At 55.3% G+C, this 14,438-nt stretch carries 16 protein-coding genes and 1 other RNA gene; 7 read left to right on the forward strand and 10 right to left on the reverse strand.

Going from position 1 to position 14,438, the window contains the following annotated elements; all coding sequences use genetic code 11:
- Window positions 1–308: 308 nt before the first annotated feature.
- Window positions 309–623: a cell envelope integrity TolA family protein gene (locus tag CPY64_RS13230; protein ID WP_157766852.1), complete on the reverse strand. Its 315-nt coding sequence runs from the start codon at window positions 621–623 to the stop codon at window positions 309–311.
- Window positions 624–1,271: 648 nt separating this feature from the next.
- On the opposite strand from CPY64_RS13230, the gene CPY64_RS13235 reads away from it, so the two are divergent.
- The 4 genes from CPY64_RS13235 (at window position 1,272) to CPY64_RS13245 (ending at window position 4,744) form a co-directional block, all read left to right on the forward strand.
- Entirely contained in the window at window positions 1,272–2,237 is a 966-nt protein-coding gene (locus CPY64_RS13235; RefSeq protein ID WP_052363051.1) for a sulfurtransferase, read from the forward strand.
- A gap of 11 nt (window positions 2,238–2,248) precedes the next feature.
- Entirely contained in the window at window positions 2,249–3,355 is a 1,107-nt protein-coding gene (locus tag CPY64_RS13240) for a YeeE/YedE family protein (protein WP_052363050.1), read from the forward strand.
- An 11-nt stretch (window positions 3,356–3,366) separates the two neighbouring features.
- A complete protein-coding gene (locus tag CPY64_RS19115) occupies window positions 3,367–3,531 on the forward strand; it encodes a hypothetical protein (protein ID WP_165589494.1) in 165 nt (54 codons plus the stop codon).
- Window positions 3,532–3,763: 232 nt separating this feature from the next.
- Window positions 3,764–4,744: a membrane protein gene (locus CPY64_RS13245; RefSeq protein ID WP_042489355.1), complete on the forward strand. Its 981-nt coding sequence runs from the start codon at window positions 3,764–3,766 to the stop codon at window positions 4,742–4,744.
- On the opposite strand, the gene msrA is transcribed toward CPY64_RS13245, so the two are convergent.
- Both msrA and CPY64_RS13255 read right to left on the reverse strand, forming a co-directional pair.
- On the reverse strand, window positions 4,741–5,271 hold the full coding sequence (gene msrA / locus CPY64_RS13250; protein ID WP_042489352.1) for a peptide-methionine (S)-S-oxide reductase MsrA: 531 nt from the start codon (window positions 5,269–5,271) through the stop codon (window positions 4,741–4,743). The genes CPY64_RS13245 and msrA overlap by 4 nt on opposite strands.
- Entirely contained in the window at window positions 5,268–5,636 is a 369-nt protein-coding gene (locus CPY64_RS13255; protein ID WP_045931215.1) for a c-type cytochrome, read from the reverse strand. The genes msrA and CPY64_RS13255 overlap by 4 nt, the downstream gene beginning before the upstream one ends.
- 84 nt (window positions 5,637–5,720) lie before the next feature.
- On the opposite strand from CPY64_RS13255, the gene lgt reads away from it, so the two are divergent.
- A complete protein-coding gene (lgt, locus tag CPY64_RS13260; protein ID WP_042489349.1) occupies window positions 5,721–6,518 on the forward strand; it encodes a prolipoprotein diacylglyceryl transferase in 798 nt (265 codons plus the stop codon).
- Window positions 6,519–6,573: 55 nt separating this feature from the next.
- Here the strand turns inward: lgt and ssrS are convergent.
- The 3 genes from ssrS to CPY64_RS13275 form a co-directional block, all read right to left on the reverse strand.
- Window positions 6,574–6,757, reverse strand: a non-coding RNA gene (gene ssrS / locus CPY64_RS13265) — 6S RNA.
- A 53-nt stretch (window positions 6,758–6,810) separates the two neighbouring features.
- Window positions 6,811–7,122, reverse strand: a complete 312-nt coding sequence (locus tag CPY64_RS13270) for a cell division protein ZapA (RefSeq protein WP_042489348.1) — start codon at window positions 7,120–7,122, stop codon at window positions 6,811–6,813.
- 3 nt (window positions 7,123–7,125) lie between these two features.
- A complete protein-coding gene (locus tag CPY64_RS13275) occupies window positions 7,126–7,530 on the reverse strand; it encodes a hypothetical protein (protein ID WP_042489345.1) in 405 nt (134 codons plus the stop codon).
- Between the two features lie 340 nt (window positions 7,531–7,870).
- Here CPY64_RS13275 and CPY64_RS13280 point away from each other — a divergent pair, with 340 nt between their 5' ends.
- Both CPY64_RS13280 and CPY64_RS13285 read left to right on the forward strand, forming a co-directional pair.
- Window positions 7,871–8,329, forward strand: coding sequence for a tripartite tricarboxylate transporter TctB family protein (locus tag CPY64_RS13280; RefSeq protein ID WP_042489341.1), 459 nt, complete (start codon window positions 7,871–7,873; stop codon window positions 8,327–8,329).
- 16 nt (window positions 8,330–8,345) lie between these two features.
- Window positions 8,346–9,851, forward strand: a complete 1,506-nt coding sequence (locus tag CPY64_RS13285; protein ID WP_042489339.1) for a tripartite tricarboxylate transporter permease — start codon at window positions 8,346–8,348, stop codon at window positions 9,849–9,851.
- Window positions 9,852–10,050: 199 nt separating this feature from the next.
- On the opposite strand, the gene CPY64_RS19200 is transcribed toward CPY64_RS13285, so the two are convergent.
- From CPY64_RS19200 to CPY64_RS13305, 4 genes are all read right to left on the reverse strand, one after another.
- Window positions 10,051–10,332 carry an FAD-binding oxidoreductase/lyase gene (locus tag CPY64_RS19200; protein WP_042489336.1) on the reverse strand — a complete coding sequence of 94 codons (282 nt, stop codon included), beginning with the start codon at window positions 10,330–10,332 and terminating at the stop codon, window positions 10,051–10,053.
- 159 nt (window positions 10,333–10,491) lie between these two features.
- Window positions 10,492–12,177: an ABC transporter permease gene (locus CPY64_RS13295; RefSeq protein WP_042489334.1), complete on the reverse strand. Its 1,686-nt coding sequence runs from the start codon at window positions 12,175–12,177 to the stop codon at window positions 10,492–10,494.
- Window positions 12,178–12,189: 12 nt separating this feature from the next.
- Window positions 12,190–13,275, reverse strand: a complete 1,086-nt coding sequence (locus tag CPY64_RS13300; protein WP_042489331.1) for an ABC transporter ATP-binding protein — start codon at window positions 13,273–13,275, stop codon at window positions 12,190–12,192.
- Window positions 13,276–13,357: 82 nt separating this feature from the next.
- Window positions 13,358–14,395: an ABC transporter substrate-binding protein gene (locus CPY64_RS13305; protein WP_042489328.1), complete on the reverse strand. Its 1,038-nt coding sequence runs from the start codon at window positions 14,393–14,395 to the stop codon at window positions 13,358–13,360.
- Window positions 14,396–14,438 lie beyond the last annotated feature (43 nt).

Here is a 14,438-nt window from a genome sequence, read left to right on the forward strand (position 1 = left end):
GCAGCGAGAAAAGAACTATAGCACGATGATTTTCAGACTTGCAAGCCTTCTTTGCCATTTTTCTAGGTATCTCAGGAGAGAAAACTCCGTAAAGCGATGTAGCTGATTGATAACTATGAAGAATAACTATAAAAATATTTTTTAGATTAACTTCTGTTTTTTTCCCGTGATCGTGGGGCAGCCTGCCCTCAGACCCATATCCTGGGCTAAACAGCTATTTCCCTCGTGAAAAATCGCCAGATAGCCTCCAATCACTCAACATTCTTCCTCTCTATATAGAAGGGAAGCGCAAACTCTCCCCAATATAGTCACCAGTCCTTGTGCTTGCTTGCTTGCTTGCTTGCTTGCTTGCTTGCTTGCTTGCTTGCTTGCTTGCTTGCTTGCTTGCTTGCTTGCTTGCTTGCTTGCTTGCTTGCTTGCTTGCTTGCTTGCTTGCTTGCTTGCTTGCTTGCTTGCTTGCTTGCTTGCTTGCTTGCTTGCTTGCTTGCTTGCTTGCTTGCTTGCTTGCTTGCTTGCTTGCTTGCTTGCTTGCTTGCTTGCTTGCTTGCTTGCTTGCTTGCTTGCTTGCTTGCTGGAGTAATACTTAGACGGGTGGGCCAATAAAAGAACGGCAACACGAACACAGCATCAGCCGTCCGCCCCCAATAAGTAATGTCTCTATCTAGATAGAGAGTTGAATGGCCTCCAAGGGTCGAGCACTATGCAGGGCTGTTAGCCGCTCGGGGCCCCGGGACAGGGTGTTGGGGCGAGTCAGACGACTTGCCGCAGTCGGAGTCGCCATCGGGGATGCAAGCAGTCTGCTGTTTGAGCCCAACGTTTGTGATTGGTCCGGGGGACCAATCACTGGGCGAGTTCAGACTGCGCCCCGATGGTGACTTCGACAAGGGTACCGGCGCGAGGCGCCGGCAAGTCGTCCGCCCCAACACCCTGTCCCGGGGCTTCGAGTGGCGCCCTACGTAGAGCGGCTGGAACAATGAGCGCCACCCTCTATATAGATAAGCCGTTCATCACTAAGACTCTACTCTCTATATATAGAGGGAACAAAAACACACTTAGCTGCTAGACAGACCCAACCACATAAACACAATCCCCCAAGTCGAGCTTCAAGCAAAGCCCCCCCTTCCTATCCACTCTATATAGACAGCCCCCCCTTACGCCTCCAAGCAATAAGCTAATCCCCAATTCATTGTTATTTTCTGTAGCCGCGTTCATTACCATTCCTTATGCACTTAATCCTCTAAGCAGGCCCCTGCTTACTCAAGAGAGTAATAATGATCAAACCTATCCTCATCTCCCTGGCATTTGCATTCAGCACGGTCCTGGCACCGACTGCCTCCGCGGAGCCAAGCACACCCGACACGACAGCCAAATCAGCCGCCTTGATCTCGGCTGGCGAACTGGCCACCAAGCTGGATCAAGACAACCTGCGCATTCTGGATATCCGCACAGACAAAGAATATGCAGCAGGCCACGTCCCCGGCGCCGTTCACACCCCATACGGTGCCTACCGCGGCCCAGCCGAAAACGCCGGTGCCTTGCGCTCCGAAGCCGACCTGTCTGCCCTGTTCAGCAAAGCCGGCATTTCCAAAGACAGCTACGTTGTCGTCACCTACGCAGGCGCCAACCCCACGGACTTCGGCGCAGCGGCACGCGTTTACTGGACATTGAAAGCGGGCGGCCTGACCCAACTCTCGATTTTGGACGGCGGCCTGCAAGCCTGGGAAGCCGAAGGCAAACCCCTGAGCAAAGACACCCCTACCGTCACGCCCACCGAATTCAGCTACCACTACAACAAAGACATGGTGGTCAGCACGCAAGAAGTGGCTGACTACATCAAGAACGGCCAAGCCCCCGTCCTGCTGGACGCACGCCCAACAGAATTCTTCAAAGGCGAAAAGCGCGTTGATGCCGCCGCTCGCTACGGCACCTTGCCCGGCGCACGCGAACTGGATTTCAACAGCTTCTTTCGTAGTGACAAACCTGTCCTGAAAGACACAGGCGAACTCGTCAAGATCGTCAAAGAACAAGGACTGGATGACAAGCCCACCGTTTCGTTCTGCAATACCGGCCACTGGGCTGCCACGAACTGGTTTGTACTGTCCGAGCTGGCAGGCAACCCCAACGTGAAGCTCTACCCCGAGTCCGTCGTGGAATGGAGCCGCAGCAACTTGCCCATGGACAACCAGCCCTCCCGTTTCGAAGTTCTGAAACTCGATGCCAAGCGCGCCATTAACTAAAGAAATCGATCATGCTTTATCTGACTAGACTGGGCTTTATCCTGGCCAGCCTGGCCCTGATTGTCGGGGTCGCCCTGGTAGGTGGACTGCGCCAAGGCCTGCTCGCCCTGTTGGGAATTGGCTTTGGTGCCGTACTGCAAGGAGCCCGTTTCGGTTTCACGACCGGCTGGCGCAACTATATCGAGCGTCGCGACCCTCAAGGTATCTGGGCACAAATGCTCCTGCTGGTATTGGCCGCCGCCTTCACCCTGCCCTTGATTGCTGATAGCGGTGGCGAGCTGGTTGGCGCAATTGCCCCATTGACCATCAGCCTGGTGCTGGGTGCCTTCCTGTTTGGCGCTGCCATGCAACTGGCCGACGGATGCGGTTCCGGTACTCTCTATAAAGCAGGCGCTGGCGCACCGATCTCCTTTGCGGTTCTGCCTACCTTTGCAATTGGCAGCTTTCTGGGCGCATCGCACCAACCCGGCTGGATTGCCTTGGGCGGATTGCCCGCTATCGACCTGACTGTTTCCCTGGGCTGGCCGACCGCCTTGCTGATTACCGTACTGGGCTGCGCCGCCGTATCCTGGTTCGTCGGTCGAGGCGCACGTCGCCATCAGAAAGAGCACAACAGCACACCCGCCAAATGGGAAATGCGCTGGTGGATGGGTGCCTTGTTGCTGGCCGTGCTGTACGCCATTCACATGGTCGTCGCAGGCCAACCCTGGGGCATCGTCTACGGTATTGGCCTGTGGGGTGCAAAAGTATTCTCGGCTCTGGGCTGGTCCCCGGTTGGCGACGCATTCTGGGGCGTGGCTCCACACGCACAACGCCTGGCTGAACCCGTCCTGGCTGACGTTACCTCGGTCACCAACTTTGGTTTGATTCTGGGTGCCATGGCCGCCTCGCGCTGGAACCATCCTGCCAATTTCAAATCACCCAATGCCCGCACTCTGTGGGTAGGCGCAATTGCCGGTCTGGTCATGGGCTACAGTGCCCGTATGGCCTTTGGATGTAATGTAGGCGCATTCCTGGGAGGCATTGCCTCGGCCAGCATACATGGCTGGGTCTGGTTTGCACTGGCCTTTGCCGGGTCCATCATAGGCGTGCGCATTCGTCGCCGCGTTAATCCTTGAGTCGCGCCACCATGAGCAAAACTACCTTCCGCCTTATTACCAGTACCTTCTGGCTGGCCGTTGTCTTGTTAGTCGTCATGGACAGCCTGCAAGACTACCCCTACCGTCCCGAACCCGCTCCCATTGCCTGGGGTAGCGGACAAGCCGCCAGCGGCGGTCACTGCTCGGGTCGTTAAGTCTGGGCCAACCTGGCTCGCAAACACCCCTGATGGAAGGAAACTTGACAGCCTCACCTGGCTGCATCGGGTTTCAACCTCAGGGGTTTTCTTTTGGGTGAAGGAAAGCGCATCCGCTTGTAGTAGCAAACCGACAGCCCGCATTGCCCGCCCCCCACGCAAGCACCAAGGCACAACGTAGCAAGCACTGAGCCGTGCTAGCATCAGACAGATTTTCCAACCTTCTGCTGTCATGCTGACCTTCCTTCGCACCACCTTTAGCCGCAGCCTGCGCATGTTTTATACCGTTGCGCGCATCATGCTCCCCATCATGATTGCGGTGCGTATTGCCGCGCAACTAGGCTTGATCGAGCAAGTCGGCAAGCTGATAGGCCCGATCATGGCGCTGGTTGGACTGCCAGCCGAAGCCGGGATCGTCTGGGCCACCACCGCCCTGGCCGGTATATATGCCGGCATAGGCTCCATGGCAGCCTTGGGTGACAGCTTGAGTTTCAACGTGGCTCAAATCAGCGTCTTGGGCACCATGATGCTATTTGCACACAATATGCCCATGGAGCAGGCCATTGTGCGCCGAGCCGGAGCCAGTTTCTGGTTTACGGCCGCGCTACGAATTGTCTGCGCCTTGCTGTACGGCGCTCTGCTGGCCTGGGGTTTGAACAGTACCGGGCTGTTGCAAGAGCCCGTGTCACTTGCCTGGCTTTACGGGCAATCCAATGCCACGCAAGGTGGTTGGCAAGGCTGGGCAGACTGGCTGTGGGGGACGGCCAGTTCCCTCTTCATGACCTGGCTGATTATTCTTGGCTTGCTGTTAATCCTGTCAGTCCTGGAGAAAATCGGCTTCACCCGTTTGCTGACCCGGCTTCTGCTGCTCTTGCTGCGTTTTTCAGGACTGGAAGAGCGAGTCGCCCCCACAACCACGATTGGTGTGTTGCTGGGCCTGAGCTACGGCGGTGCCCTGATTATTGATGAATCCCGTCAACAAAATTACAGCCCCCGAACGCGCCTGCTGGCCTTGTCCTGGCTGTCTTTAAGCCATTCCCTGATTGAAGACACCATTCTTATTCTGGCTCTGGGTGCCAACATCTGGGTGGCCCTGGTCGGCCGACTTGTTCTGACCTTGCTGATTATTGGCCTGATGGCCCGTCTGACATTACCAGGTAGCGCCCTGTACAGACGCTACCTTGCTTCTGCTTCGCACCCTCAGGATGCTTAGCTTTTGACCAGCAGATCCTGAAAACGCTGATAGAACTTCTTGAGTTTGGGCGCAATCACCATCTGGCAATAGGCTTGCTCGGGGTTCAAGGCAAAATAATCGTGGTGATAGTCCTCGGCTTCCCAGAAAGTGGAGCTGTCGAGCACATGCGTCACGATAGGCGCATCAAACTGCGACTTGATCTCTTCAATGACTTCGAAAGCCTGACGACGCTGTTCTTCGTTTTGGCAAAAAATGGCAGACGCATACTGCGGCCCCTGGTCAGCACCCTGACGATCGGGCGTGGTAGGGTCGTGGGTCAGGAAAAATACCTCCAGCAAATCCCGATAGGAAATAACAGAAGGATCAAACTCCACTTTGACCACTTCGATATGGCCGGTCTGCTTGCCACAAACCTGTTCATAGGTGGGATTTTCCACATGGCCGCCACAGTATCCGGGCACCACCGACTGCACACCTCGCAGGGCCTTGAACACCCCTTCAGTGCACCAAAAGCATCCGCCACCTAATATGGCTGTTTCCTTCATGAATTCTCCTTTGTTGACGAATTGGCTAGACTCAGCAACCAGGCGGCAATAGCTTGTGCTTGCTCGGCGCTGATCCGGTTTTGAGCAGGCATGGGAATAGCTCCCCAGTTCCCCCGGCTACCCTGTTGAATTTGTCGCTGCAAATACGCCCGGGTTTCCTGCGCCGGACCTGGCGCGTAGCGCTGGGCGATCTCCCGAAAAGGAGGCCCCACCCGTTTACGATCAATCTGATGACAGGACAAGCACTGCGCCTGCACGATATCCATCAGCGCTACCGTATCAGCCTTTGCCGCAGGATTAAAACTCAGCAACCCACAAAAAACTACTAATGGTAAACAGCTGGCCCAAGAGACTGAATGCAGCATGATCCTTCCCTTACAATTTACCCAGCCCTGGTCTGGGCTCGCAGTCACGCTATTATCTGATATTCATCTCTGTAATGGGCACGCATGTTAATTCACCCGCAGTTTGATCCCGTCGCCATACAACTTGGACCCCTTGCCATTCATTGGTATGGCTTGATGTATTTAGTGGGCTTTGGCCTGGTGTGGCTGGCTGGCACGGCGCGTATCCGCGCGGGCTATGCCTTGCTGACTCGCAAGGACCTGGAGGACCTGATCTTTTACTGCGTTCTGGGCGTGGTGGCGGGCGGGCGTCTGGGCTACACCCTGTTCTATCAACCTTCCTATTACCTGTCGCATCCGCTGGAGATTTTGTATGTCTGGCAAGGCGGCATGTCCTTTCATGGCGGCCTGATCGGCGTGCTGGTCACGATTGCGCTTTTTGCCCGTAACCGCCAACGACGTTTTCTGGAAGTCAGCGATTTTCTGGCCCCCTTGATTCCACTGGGACTGGCGGTGGGTCGTCTGGGTAACTTCATCAATGGCGAGCTGTGGGGTCGCCCCAGTGATGTGCCTTGGGCCATGGTGTTCCCGCAAGTGGATGCAACGCCCCGCCACCCTTCGCAGTTGTATGAGATGGCTCTGGAAGGTATCGCCCTGTTTATCTTGCTGTGGTGGTTTACGCGCCGTCCACGCGCCGTGGGTCAGACCAGTGCCCTGTTCTTGATCGGCTATGGTTTCTTCCGATTCATGGTGGAGTACACCCGCGAGCCCGACGGCTATCTGGGTCTGCTCAGCGCAGGCTTGTCGATGGGACAGTGGTTGTCCTTGCCCATGATTGTGGCTGGCCTGGCTCTGTTTGCGTATGCCAGCAAACGCGGTGTTACGCCCGGCAGTCAGCAATAAACAAAGCAGCAGAAAAGAAAAAGCCCGTCCAGATATCTGGACGGGCTTTTTTTGCAGGTGCCCCACCATTGCCGTCAAGACCGGCATCCTGGAACCGAGGGTCCAAGATCGGCTGTCATCAAGCCAGCTTCGGGTTCGTCGACGAGGACGATCGCTCCTACTGGCTAATCCAACAACCTGTATGCCAAAAGCATTGGTTCAAGGAATGTATGGTCGTGTCACGAACACGGCAGGGACTTACTGGGATGAAGCAGCTCGCGAGGGACAACAAGGAGCTGCTTGCAAATTCGGTTTAGCGCGATGTGCCCGAAGGCTCAATGACATCGTCAATCATCGCGTGCATGTCCTCAATTTTACGCTTGAAATCGCCAAAAGCAACATTAGCCAGAGGACCATCAGGTGCTTTAGCAGATAAAAACTCGCTGGCGATCTGAATAGCGGCCATAACAGCGATACGTTCGTTGCCCGAAACGCGGCCCGAACCCTTGATGGATTGCATGCGCTGGTCTACCAGTTTGACAGCTTCCAGCAAGCGGGCTTTTTCAGATGGAGGGCATGCCAGAGAATAATCGCGGCCCAACAGGGAAATATCAACTCGTTCCATGACTTACTCCTGTACGGCACCGGGTAAACGCATCAGGATCGAACCGATCTGGTCACGAGCCTGTCCTGCCACATCGCGCAACACACCCATGCCGGCGCGTGCGCTGTCCAACTCGCGACGCAAGGCAGCTACCTGGGCCTGCTCTTGTTCAAGCAGCTTTTTCAGTTCAGCCTGATCAGCTTGCGCTTGTTGCTGCACCACGTCCAGTTGACGCTGATGCGAAGCAACACCGGTGGACAGGGACTCGAACTCGTCCTGTTGACGTCGATTTTGCTGGCGCAAGGCGTCCAGCTCGGCATCCTGAGTTTTCAGACGAGCTAATAATTGAGCGCGTTCAGCGTTGAGCTGACGAGACTGCTCTACCAGTTGACCGATACGGTCAGCGAGAAAGTCGAGATCTTGCAACATGGGCCTTATCGTAAACCATTGCTAGCGTTACTGGGTAGAGGAATTTCATACTAATGATAACCTTTCACCCATCTTTCCATTACCTTTCAAACTTCTTTCAAAGCATGCCATCCACCTGCGAACACGCTCCCAAAAAACCCTAAATTTCCGGAATTACCGGGAAAACCCCTAAAAACTAGGGTCATCTCAGGGTTTCCAGTCTTCAAGTGCTCCATTACCATGCGTCACCTCTGCTCAATGCAGTCGGCACAAGCAGAGTGTGGAGTCCGCTCCACCATAAAGAAGCTGACACAGGAAAAAGGAAAACCAATGCGCAAGGCAGACAAGGAGAATCCACCTTATGCAAATTAAAAATAAACAGGACTTCTGGTCCGGGGTCATGTTCGTGGTCGTGGGCGCCGCTTTCGCGCTCGGGGCTACCAGCTACTCGATGGGAACAGCCGCCCGCATGGGACCCGGCTACTTCCCCTTCTGGCTTGGTGTATGCCTGAGCTTATTAGGGGCGGTTGTCACTTTGGGCTCGATGTCTGCCAAAGCAGAAAACACCGAGGTAGAGAAGTTTAACTGGAAAGTGCTCTTCGTTATCATCGGCGCAGTCGTGCTTTGCGGTCTGACACTGAACTCGCTGGGTGTTTACATCTCCATTTTCCTGCTTGTACTGCTCAGCAGCTTTGCCAGCCATGAATTTAGTTGGCCTATTGCACTGGGCGCAGCTGTCTTTTTGGTGCTGTTCGTCTGGTTGGCATTCATCAAGGGCCTGGGGCTGGTGTTCCCCTTGTGGCCAAGTTTTCTGGCCTGATTGGAGGTGAACGGAAATGGAATTATTTGACAATCTGCTGCTGGGCTTCTCGGTGGCGTTCACGCCCGAGAATCTGGCCTACGCCTTGCTTGGTTGCATACTGGGTACGTTGATTGGTGTGTTGCCTGGCATTGGCCCTGTGCCCACCATCGCTATGCTGCTGCCCATTACCTATGTGCTGCCCCCCGTTGCTGGCCTGATCATGTTGGCGGGTATTTACTATGGCGCTCAATATGGTGGGTCCACGACCGCCATTCTAGTTGCTCTGCCGGGAGAAACCTCGGCGGTGGTGACGGTACTGGACGGACACCAGATGGCACGAAATGGCCGGGCTGGTGCTGCCTTGGCTATCGCCGCCCTGGGCTCTTTCTTCGCTGGTTGTGTGGCCACGGTGCTGCTGGCCGCTTTTGCGCCGCCCCTGGCTGAAGTCGCCTTCAAATTCGGGCCAGCAGAGTATTTCTCATTAATGGTCTTGGGCCTGGTCGGTGCCGTGGTGCTGGCTTCGGGTTCCCTGCCTAAGGCCATCTGCATGATCTTGCTGGGTCTGCTGCTCGGTATGGTCGGTACAGACGTGAACTCCGGCGTGGCCCGCTACGACTTTGGTATTCCAGAGCTGCAGGACGGTATCGACTTTGCTGTGGTAGCCATGGGTGTGTTCGGCTTCTCCGAAATCATGAACAACCTGGAACTGGGCGACCAGCGCGTTGAGATCACGGGCAAGGTAGGTAGCCTGTACCCCAACAAGCAAGAGTTCAAAGAGTCCTGGCCTGCCGTGGTCCGTGGTACTGCCATGGGTTCCTGCCTGGGTATCCTGCCCGGTGGTGGTGCGGTCTTGTCCTCTTTTGCCTCCTACACACTGGAGAAAAAAATCTCCAAGAATCCGGAGCGCTTTGGTAAAGGCCACCCTGCCGGCCTGGCAGGTCCCGAGTCAGCCAATAACGCAGCGGCCCAGACCTCTTTCATTCCACTGCTGACCTTAGGTATCCCTGGTAACGCCGTGACTGCCCTGATGATTGGCGCGATGACCATTCACAACATTCAGCCCGGCCCACAAGTGATGACCAGCCACCCAGAACTGTTCTGGGGCCTGATCGCCTCCATGTGGATTGGTAACCTGATGTTGGTCATTCTGAACCTGCCACTAGTCGGTCTGTGGGTGAAACTGCTGAAAGTTCCTTACCGCCTGCTGTTCCCCGCTATTTTGGTGTTCTGCACGGTCGGTGTGTACTCGCTGAACTACAACGTGTTCGATATTTTGGTCACCGCCGCCTTCGGTTTAGTTGGCTATGTGTGGTCCAAGCTGCGTTGTGAAGGTGCTCCGCTGCTGCTGGGGCTAGTTCTAGGACCAATGATGGAAGAAAACTTCCGCCGCGCCCTGCTGCTATCCCGCGGTGACTACACCACCTTCCTGACGCGTCCGCTGTCCTTATCATTGCTGGTTCTAGCTGCCATTCTGGTTGTGATCGTAGCTCTGCCGTCCGTGAAGAAAAAACGTGAAGAGACCTTCGTGGAAGAAGACTAAGGCACAGCCGGCGGTTCTCTGGTTTGAAAACCCTCCCGCAAGGGAGCCCTCAAACCGGCGCAGTTAACAAAAAGCAGAAAGGCCTGATTTCATCTCTCCACGAAATCAGGCCTTTTGTTTTATCGACTGATTTTACTGCCTGCGTTCAAGGCAGCTCAATTCTCGGTGAGCTGAACGACGCCGCCTCCAAGAACAAACATCAAGTAGCCAGAACCGCCTGCGTGCACAGCCTTCCCAACAAGGGAGCCAAAATAACACCGGGATGGGCTACGGCTGAGACCAAACCATCCAAGGTCCCGATAGGTCCACACAAGGGTTGCTTGTTGCTTGTCATGGGGCGTTGCCCGACCTCGATGGACAATACGCGCGGAATAGAAGGCAATTGCAACAACTGAGCAAGGGACTGGCAAGTTTCCTCTGCCAGGCTCTGCAAGCCCACCTCGCCACCACCGATGACCAGCACCTTGCATTTATGCGTCATAACTTTCTACTACTAATGAGTAAACAAAATCAGCCAGCGCACTATGCGCATGAGCAAGCGAACAGCCAGCCAGGCGACAAGATACGATCTTCTGTTCCCAGCAAAAACAACAAAGGCCTGAATCCCTTGCGGAATTCAGGCCTTTGAGATCAACCCAGCTTACATCGTGCCTTGACGGCGCTTGTAGAAGTTACCGATATGCATGGCCAGTAACACAAGCACGGTAGAGATCAGAATCATGATGATCCCCAGCGCCGAGAGCTTGCCCCACAAACCATCTTCGGCGTAGCCCAGCACCTGTACCGCCAGCACTTCCGTACCGGGACGAGACAGCACCACCGATACCGTCAGCTCACGAATGAACATGGTGGCCATCAAGATCCAGGCAGACACCACACCGGGAATCAGCAAAGGAATAATGATGCGACGCATGGTGGTCCAGGAACTGGCACCGGCTACGGCCGAGGATTCCTCCAGGTGAGCATGGACCTGCACAAAAGCGGCCGACAAAGGTCGGATACCGTAAGGCAGGTAGGCGGCAATATAGGCCAGCAGCAAGGCGGTCAGCGTGGCATACAAAGGCGTTTGCACGAAGAACCACATGAAACCGATACCGATCACAATCCCCGGGAAGGAGAAGGACAGGAAGCTCAAGGTATCCAGCAGCGCCGCCGCTCGCGTGCGCAGCTTGACCACGACATAGGCCACAAACAGTGACAGCAACACACCCAGACTGGCCCCGACCACAGCCAGGAACAGACTGTTCTTCATGGCCACTTTGGAGATCGGGTCTTGAATGACATCAATCCAGTTCGCCCAACTCATCAAGGAGAAGGCGCGAGCGCTAGGCACCATGGAGTACGGAATCATGGAGGTGTAGAGAAGCACGGCCACCGGCAGCACCACCATCAGCAAGCTGATGATGCCCACGATAATGAACAGCGGGATTTTCGCGCGGCGCAGTTCCAGCTGGGTGGGTTTGAAGCCACGGCTGGAGATCGTCACATACTTGCTGCTTTCTTTCGTCATGTAGCGGTACAGCACGATCAGGGCTATGGAGGCCGACAGCACACTCATGCCCAGCGCCGCCGCTTTTCCGTAGTCCGGCGCAAAGCCCGTTGAGATCATCTCGAACAGATACGTGGCCAGCACATCCACTCGACCCGGCGTACCCAGAACACGTGGCACGGCATAGGAAGCCAAGGCCCGCACAATCGCCAGAATAAAGGCCGCCATGATGGCTGGACGCAGAATCGGCAGGGTAACCCGCGTCAAGGTACGCCACAGACCGCCCCCGAATACACGCGAGGACTCTTCCATGGAAACGTCAAACGAGGCCATGGCAGGCGCGATGATCAGATAGGCCACGGGCATGTTCAACAAGCCCTCGACCAGAATCATGCCCCACAGGGAATAAATGTTCAGCGGCGCTTCTTGCAGACCCAAGGTGTCCTGCAAGAACATATTGATCAGGCCGTTGGACGGATTCAGCAACAATGCCCAGCTCACCGAGAACAGCAAGTGCGGAATCATCATGGGCACGATGGACAGCACCGTGAACACCCCTTTCATGGGCATGTTCGTACGCGTATTCAGGTAGGCCAGGAAAACAGCCAGCGCAGTAGAGAACAGGGACGAGCCCAGCACGAAAACCACCGTATTGAAGGTGACTTCCAGCAAGAAGGGATCGGTGTAGGCGGCTACATATTTAGCCGTGGTGAAGGAACCAAAAGCCGTCAGACCCTGCGAGAAGCTGCCCAGCAGCAACATCAGGACCGGGCACAGCGTCAGAAAGCCGACAATCAGAATAAGCGACCAGCTAAGTGGTCTGCGTGTGTGATTCATGATGTCCCGCCCTTATGCCGACAAGAGCATGCAGTGTTCAGGATGCAGGTTAAAGCGCACGGTATCGCCTTCCTTCACCTTCACATCAGGATCGATACACACCAGGAGCTGTTCTTTACCCACTTTGACCTCGGCCTCGTAGGACTCACCCACGAACTCCAGGGCCTGGACTTGGCCGTGGAACAGGTTCTGCCCCACTTCATTGGCCTGGCTGCTGACACGAATAAATTCCGGGCGAATGCACAAGGTAACTTCGGTGCCCACGGGCAGGTCACGCTTCTTGCAATGCAACTGGCCCAGCTCGCATTCCACAATGGTGGAGTCTGCTCGCTGCTCCAGCACCTTGGCGCTGATCTGATTGGCACGACCAATAAAGTCGGCCACAAAGCGATGATCAGCATCAAAGTAAATTTTTTCGGGCGAGCCAATTTCCAGAATCTTGCCACCACGCATCACGGCGATGGAGTTGGACAAGGCCAGCGCCTCGACACGATCATGCGTCACGTACACAGCGGTAATGTCCAGACGGCTCAGAAATTCGCGCAGTTCTTTACGGGTTTCTTCACGCAGCTTGGCGTCCAGGTTACTGAGCGGCTCATCAAACAGAATGACTTTAGGCTCGGCCACCAGAGCTCGGGCCAATGCCACACGCTGCTGCTGACCGCCGGACAGGCGCGTCGCGGAGCGCTGATCCACCCCTTCCAGCTGCACAAACTTCAGGATGTTCGCCACTTTTTCGCGAATCACCTCTTTGCGCTCGCCACGCACTTGCAGTGGGTACGCGATATTGTCGAACACCGTCATGTGCGGCCAGATAGCGTAGGTCTGGAACACCATGCCCAGACCGCGCTTTTCCACCGGCACAGCAATATTCTTGGCGCTGGACCAGACAATCTCGTCCCCAATGCGGATTTCACCCTCGTCTGGAGTTTCCAGACCCACAATGCACCGCAGCAGTGTGGTTTTGCCGCAGCCGCTGGGTCCTAACAGTGTGAAAAACTCATTAGCGGGAATCGTCAGGTTGATATTGTCCAAAGCTTTGAAGGTTTTGCCCTCTGAGACATAGGTCTTGCTAAGGCCGGTAATTTCAATTTGCATAATGAGTAAATGTTTTCAATAAAAATGAGGCGAGGCGCCAAGGCGCCCCGTTCTTGACGAACCCGTCGTACTGTCGCGCCGCTTAACGGACGGCGAAGATACGGCTGAATTCGCGGCCCCAGCGGACCAATTCTTCGTCGCTCAGGTCACGAATAGGCTCGACCTTGGCTTGATCGATACCCGCTACCGGAGGATGCACCCCTGGAGCCAGCACATATTCGCCCACCTTGTTGGCCAGAATGCCCATGGCTTCATTACCCAGCCAGTAGTCCAGAAACACGCGGGCCGCATCAGGATGTGGTGCATTCTTGGTCAGGGCGATGGCACGTGGAGAACCCAGCAAGGGCTGATCCGACATGGGGCCCCAGGCCAATGGCGCAGGCGACTTGGTCACGATGTACTTGGGCATGGAAATGGCAATCAATTTCTCGCCACTTTCAACAGGAGCGGGAGTCGGGCCAAAGGACGCCACAAACATGGGCTTGTTGGCAGCCAGACCTTTCAGGAAGTCCAGCCACTGTTCTTCGCTGCTAAAGACTTTTTCCTTCAGTCCAATCAGCCAGCCAATAGTGGATGGATGGTTGGACGGGTTGGCCATCACAATCTTGTCTTTCCACTTGGGATCGGCCAGATCTTCGTAGCGTTGCGGAGCGTCCTCGGCTTTGAGGTGGTCCGTATTATAGATATAAGACACATATTCAATGCCAAATTGAATAATCGAATCGTCTTGAACGGCCCACTCCGGGTAGCCCTGTATGGCTTCGGACTGATGAGGAATCAGCACGCCCTGCTCTTTGAGCAGTTGCAACATGGGCAGAGGAGCCTGAACCACGTCCGCCATCAACTTGCCGGCGTTGAACTCGGTCAGGATAGTGGGAATGAACTTGGAACTGGAAATACGGGTGTATTTGCCTTCAATGCCTTGCGCTTGTTGCAAAGCCTTCATGATGGGCTCTACGGCCGTGATGTTGGCGTAGAAAACAGCCTGGCCCTGAGCCTTCGCTTTTTCCAGTACAGCGGCATCTGCCGCCCACGCCGTCCATGGCAAAGAGGTACTCATAGACGCCAGTCCGGTGGCACCCGCCAGCTTCAAGAAACGACGACGATCGAAAGTGGTCATAGGATTCAAGTTCCAGTTAATTAGCCAGGAAATTATCTGCGCC

Origin of the sequence: Alcaligenes faecalis, from assembly GCF_002443155.1 — a bacterium.
In the GTDB taxonomy this organism is placed as follows: domain Bacteria; phylum Pseudomonadota; class Gammaproteobacteria; order Burkholderiales; family Burkholderiaceae_B; genus Alcaligenes; species Alcaligenes faecalis.

What these genes read in the sequence shown, in the direction of transcription:
- CPY64_RS13235 (WP_052363051.1), top strand. Translation starts at nt 1,272, where the DNA reads ATGATCAAACCTATCCTCATCTCCCTGGCATTTGCATTCAGCACGGTC.
- CPY64_RS13240 (WP_052363050.1), top strand. Translation starts at nt 2,249, where the DNA reads ATGCTTTATCTGACTAGACTGGGCTTTATCCTGGCCAGCCTGGCCCTG.
- CPY64_RS19115 (WP_165589494.1), top strand. Translation starts at nt 3,367, where the DNA reads ATGAGCAAAACTACCTTCCGCCTTATTACCAGTACCTTCTGGCTGGCC.
- CPY64_RS13245 (WP_042489355.1), top strand. Translation starts at nt 3,764, where the DNA reads ATGCTGACCTTCCTTCGCACCACCTTTAGCCGCAGCCTGCGCATGTTT.
- msrA (WP_042489352.1), bottom strand. Translation starts at nt 5,271, where the DNA reads ATGAAGGAAACAGCCATATTAGGTGGCGGATGCTTTTGGTGCACTGAA.
- CPY64_RS13255 (WP_045931215.1), bottom strand. Translation starts at nt 5,636, where the DNA reads ATGCTGCATTCAGTCTCTTGGGCCAGCTGTTTACCATTAGTAGTTTTT.
- lgt (WP_042489349.1), top strand. Translation starts at nt 5,721, where the DNA reads ATGTTAATTCACCCGCAGTTTGATCCCGTCGCCATACAACTTGGACCC.
- CPY64_RS13270 (WP_042489348.1), bottom strand. Translation starts at nt 7,122, where the DNA reads ATGGAACGAGTTGATATTTCCCTGTTGGGCCGCGATTATTCTCTGGCA.
- CPY64_RS13275 (WP_042489345.1), bottom strand. Translation starts at nt 7,530, where the DNA reads ATGTTGCAAGATCTCGACTTTCTCGCTGACCGTATCGGTCAACTGGTA.
- CPY64_RS13280 (WP_042489341.1), top strand. Translation starts at nt 7,871, where the DNA reads ATGCAAATTAAAAATAAACAGGACTTCTGGTCCGGGGTCATGTTCGTG.
- CPY64_RS13285 (WP_042489339.1), top strand. Translation starts at nt 8,346, where the DNA reads ATGGAATTATTTGACAATCTGCTGCTGGGCTTCTCGGTGGCGTTCACG.
- CPY64_RS19200 (WP_042489336.1), bottom strand. Translation starts at nt 10,332, where the DNA reads ATGACGCATAAATGCAAGGTGCTGGTCATCGGTGGTGGCGAGGTGGGC.
- CPY64_RS13295 (WP_042489334.1), bottom strand. Translation starts at nt 12,177, where the DNA reads ATGAATCACACACGCAGACCACTTAGCTGGTCGCTTATTCTGATTGTC.
- CPY64_RS13300 (WP_042489331.1), bottom strand. Translation starts at nt 13,275, where the DNA reads ATGCAAATTGAAATTACCGGCCTTAGCAAGACCTATGTCTCAGAGGGC.
- CPY64_RS13305 (WP_042489328.1), bottom strand. Translation starts at nt 14,395, where the DNA reads ATGACCACTTTCGATCGTCGTCGTTTCTTGAAGCTGGCGGGTGCCACC.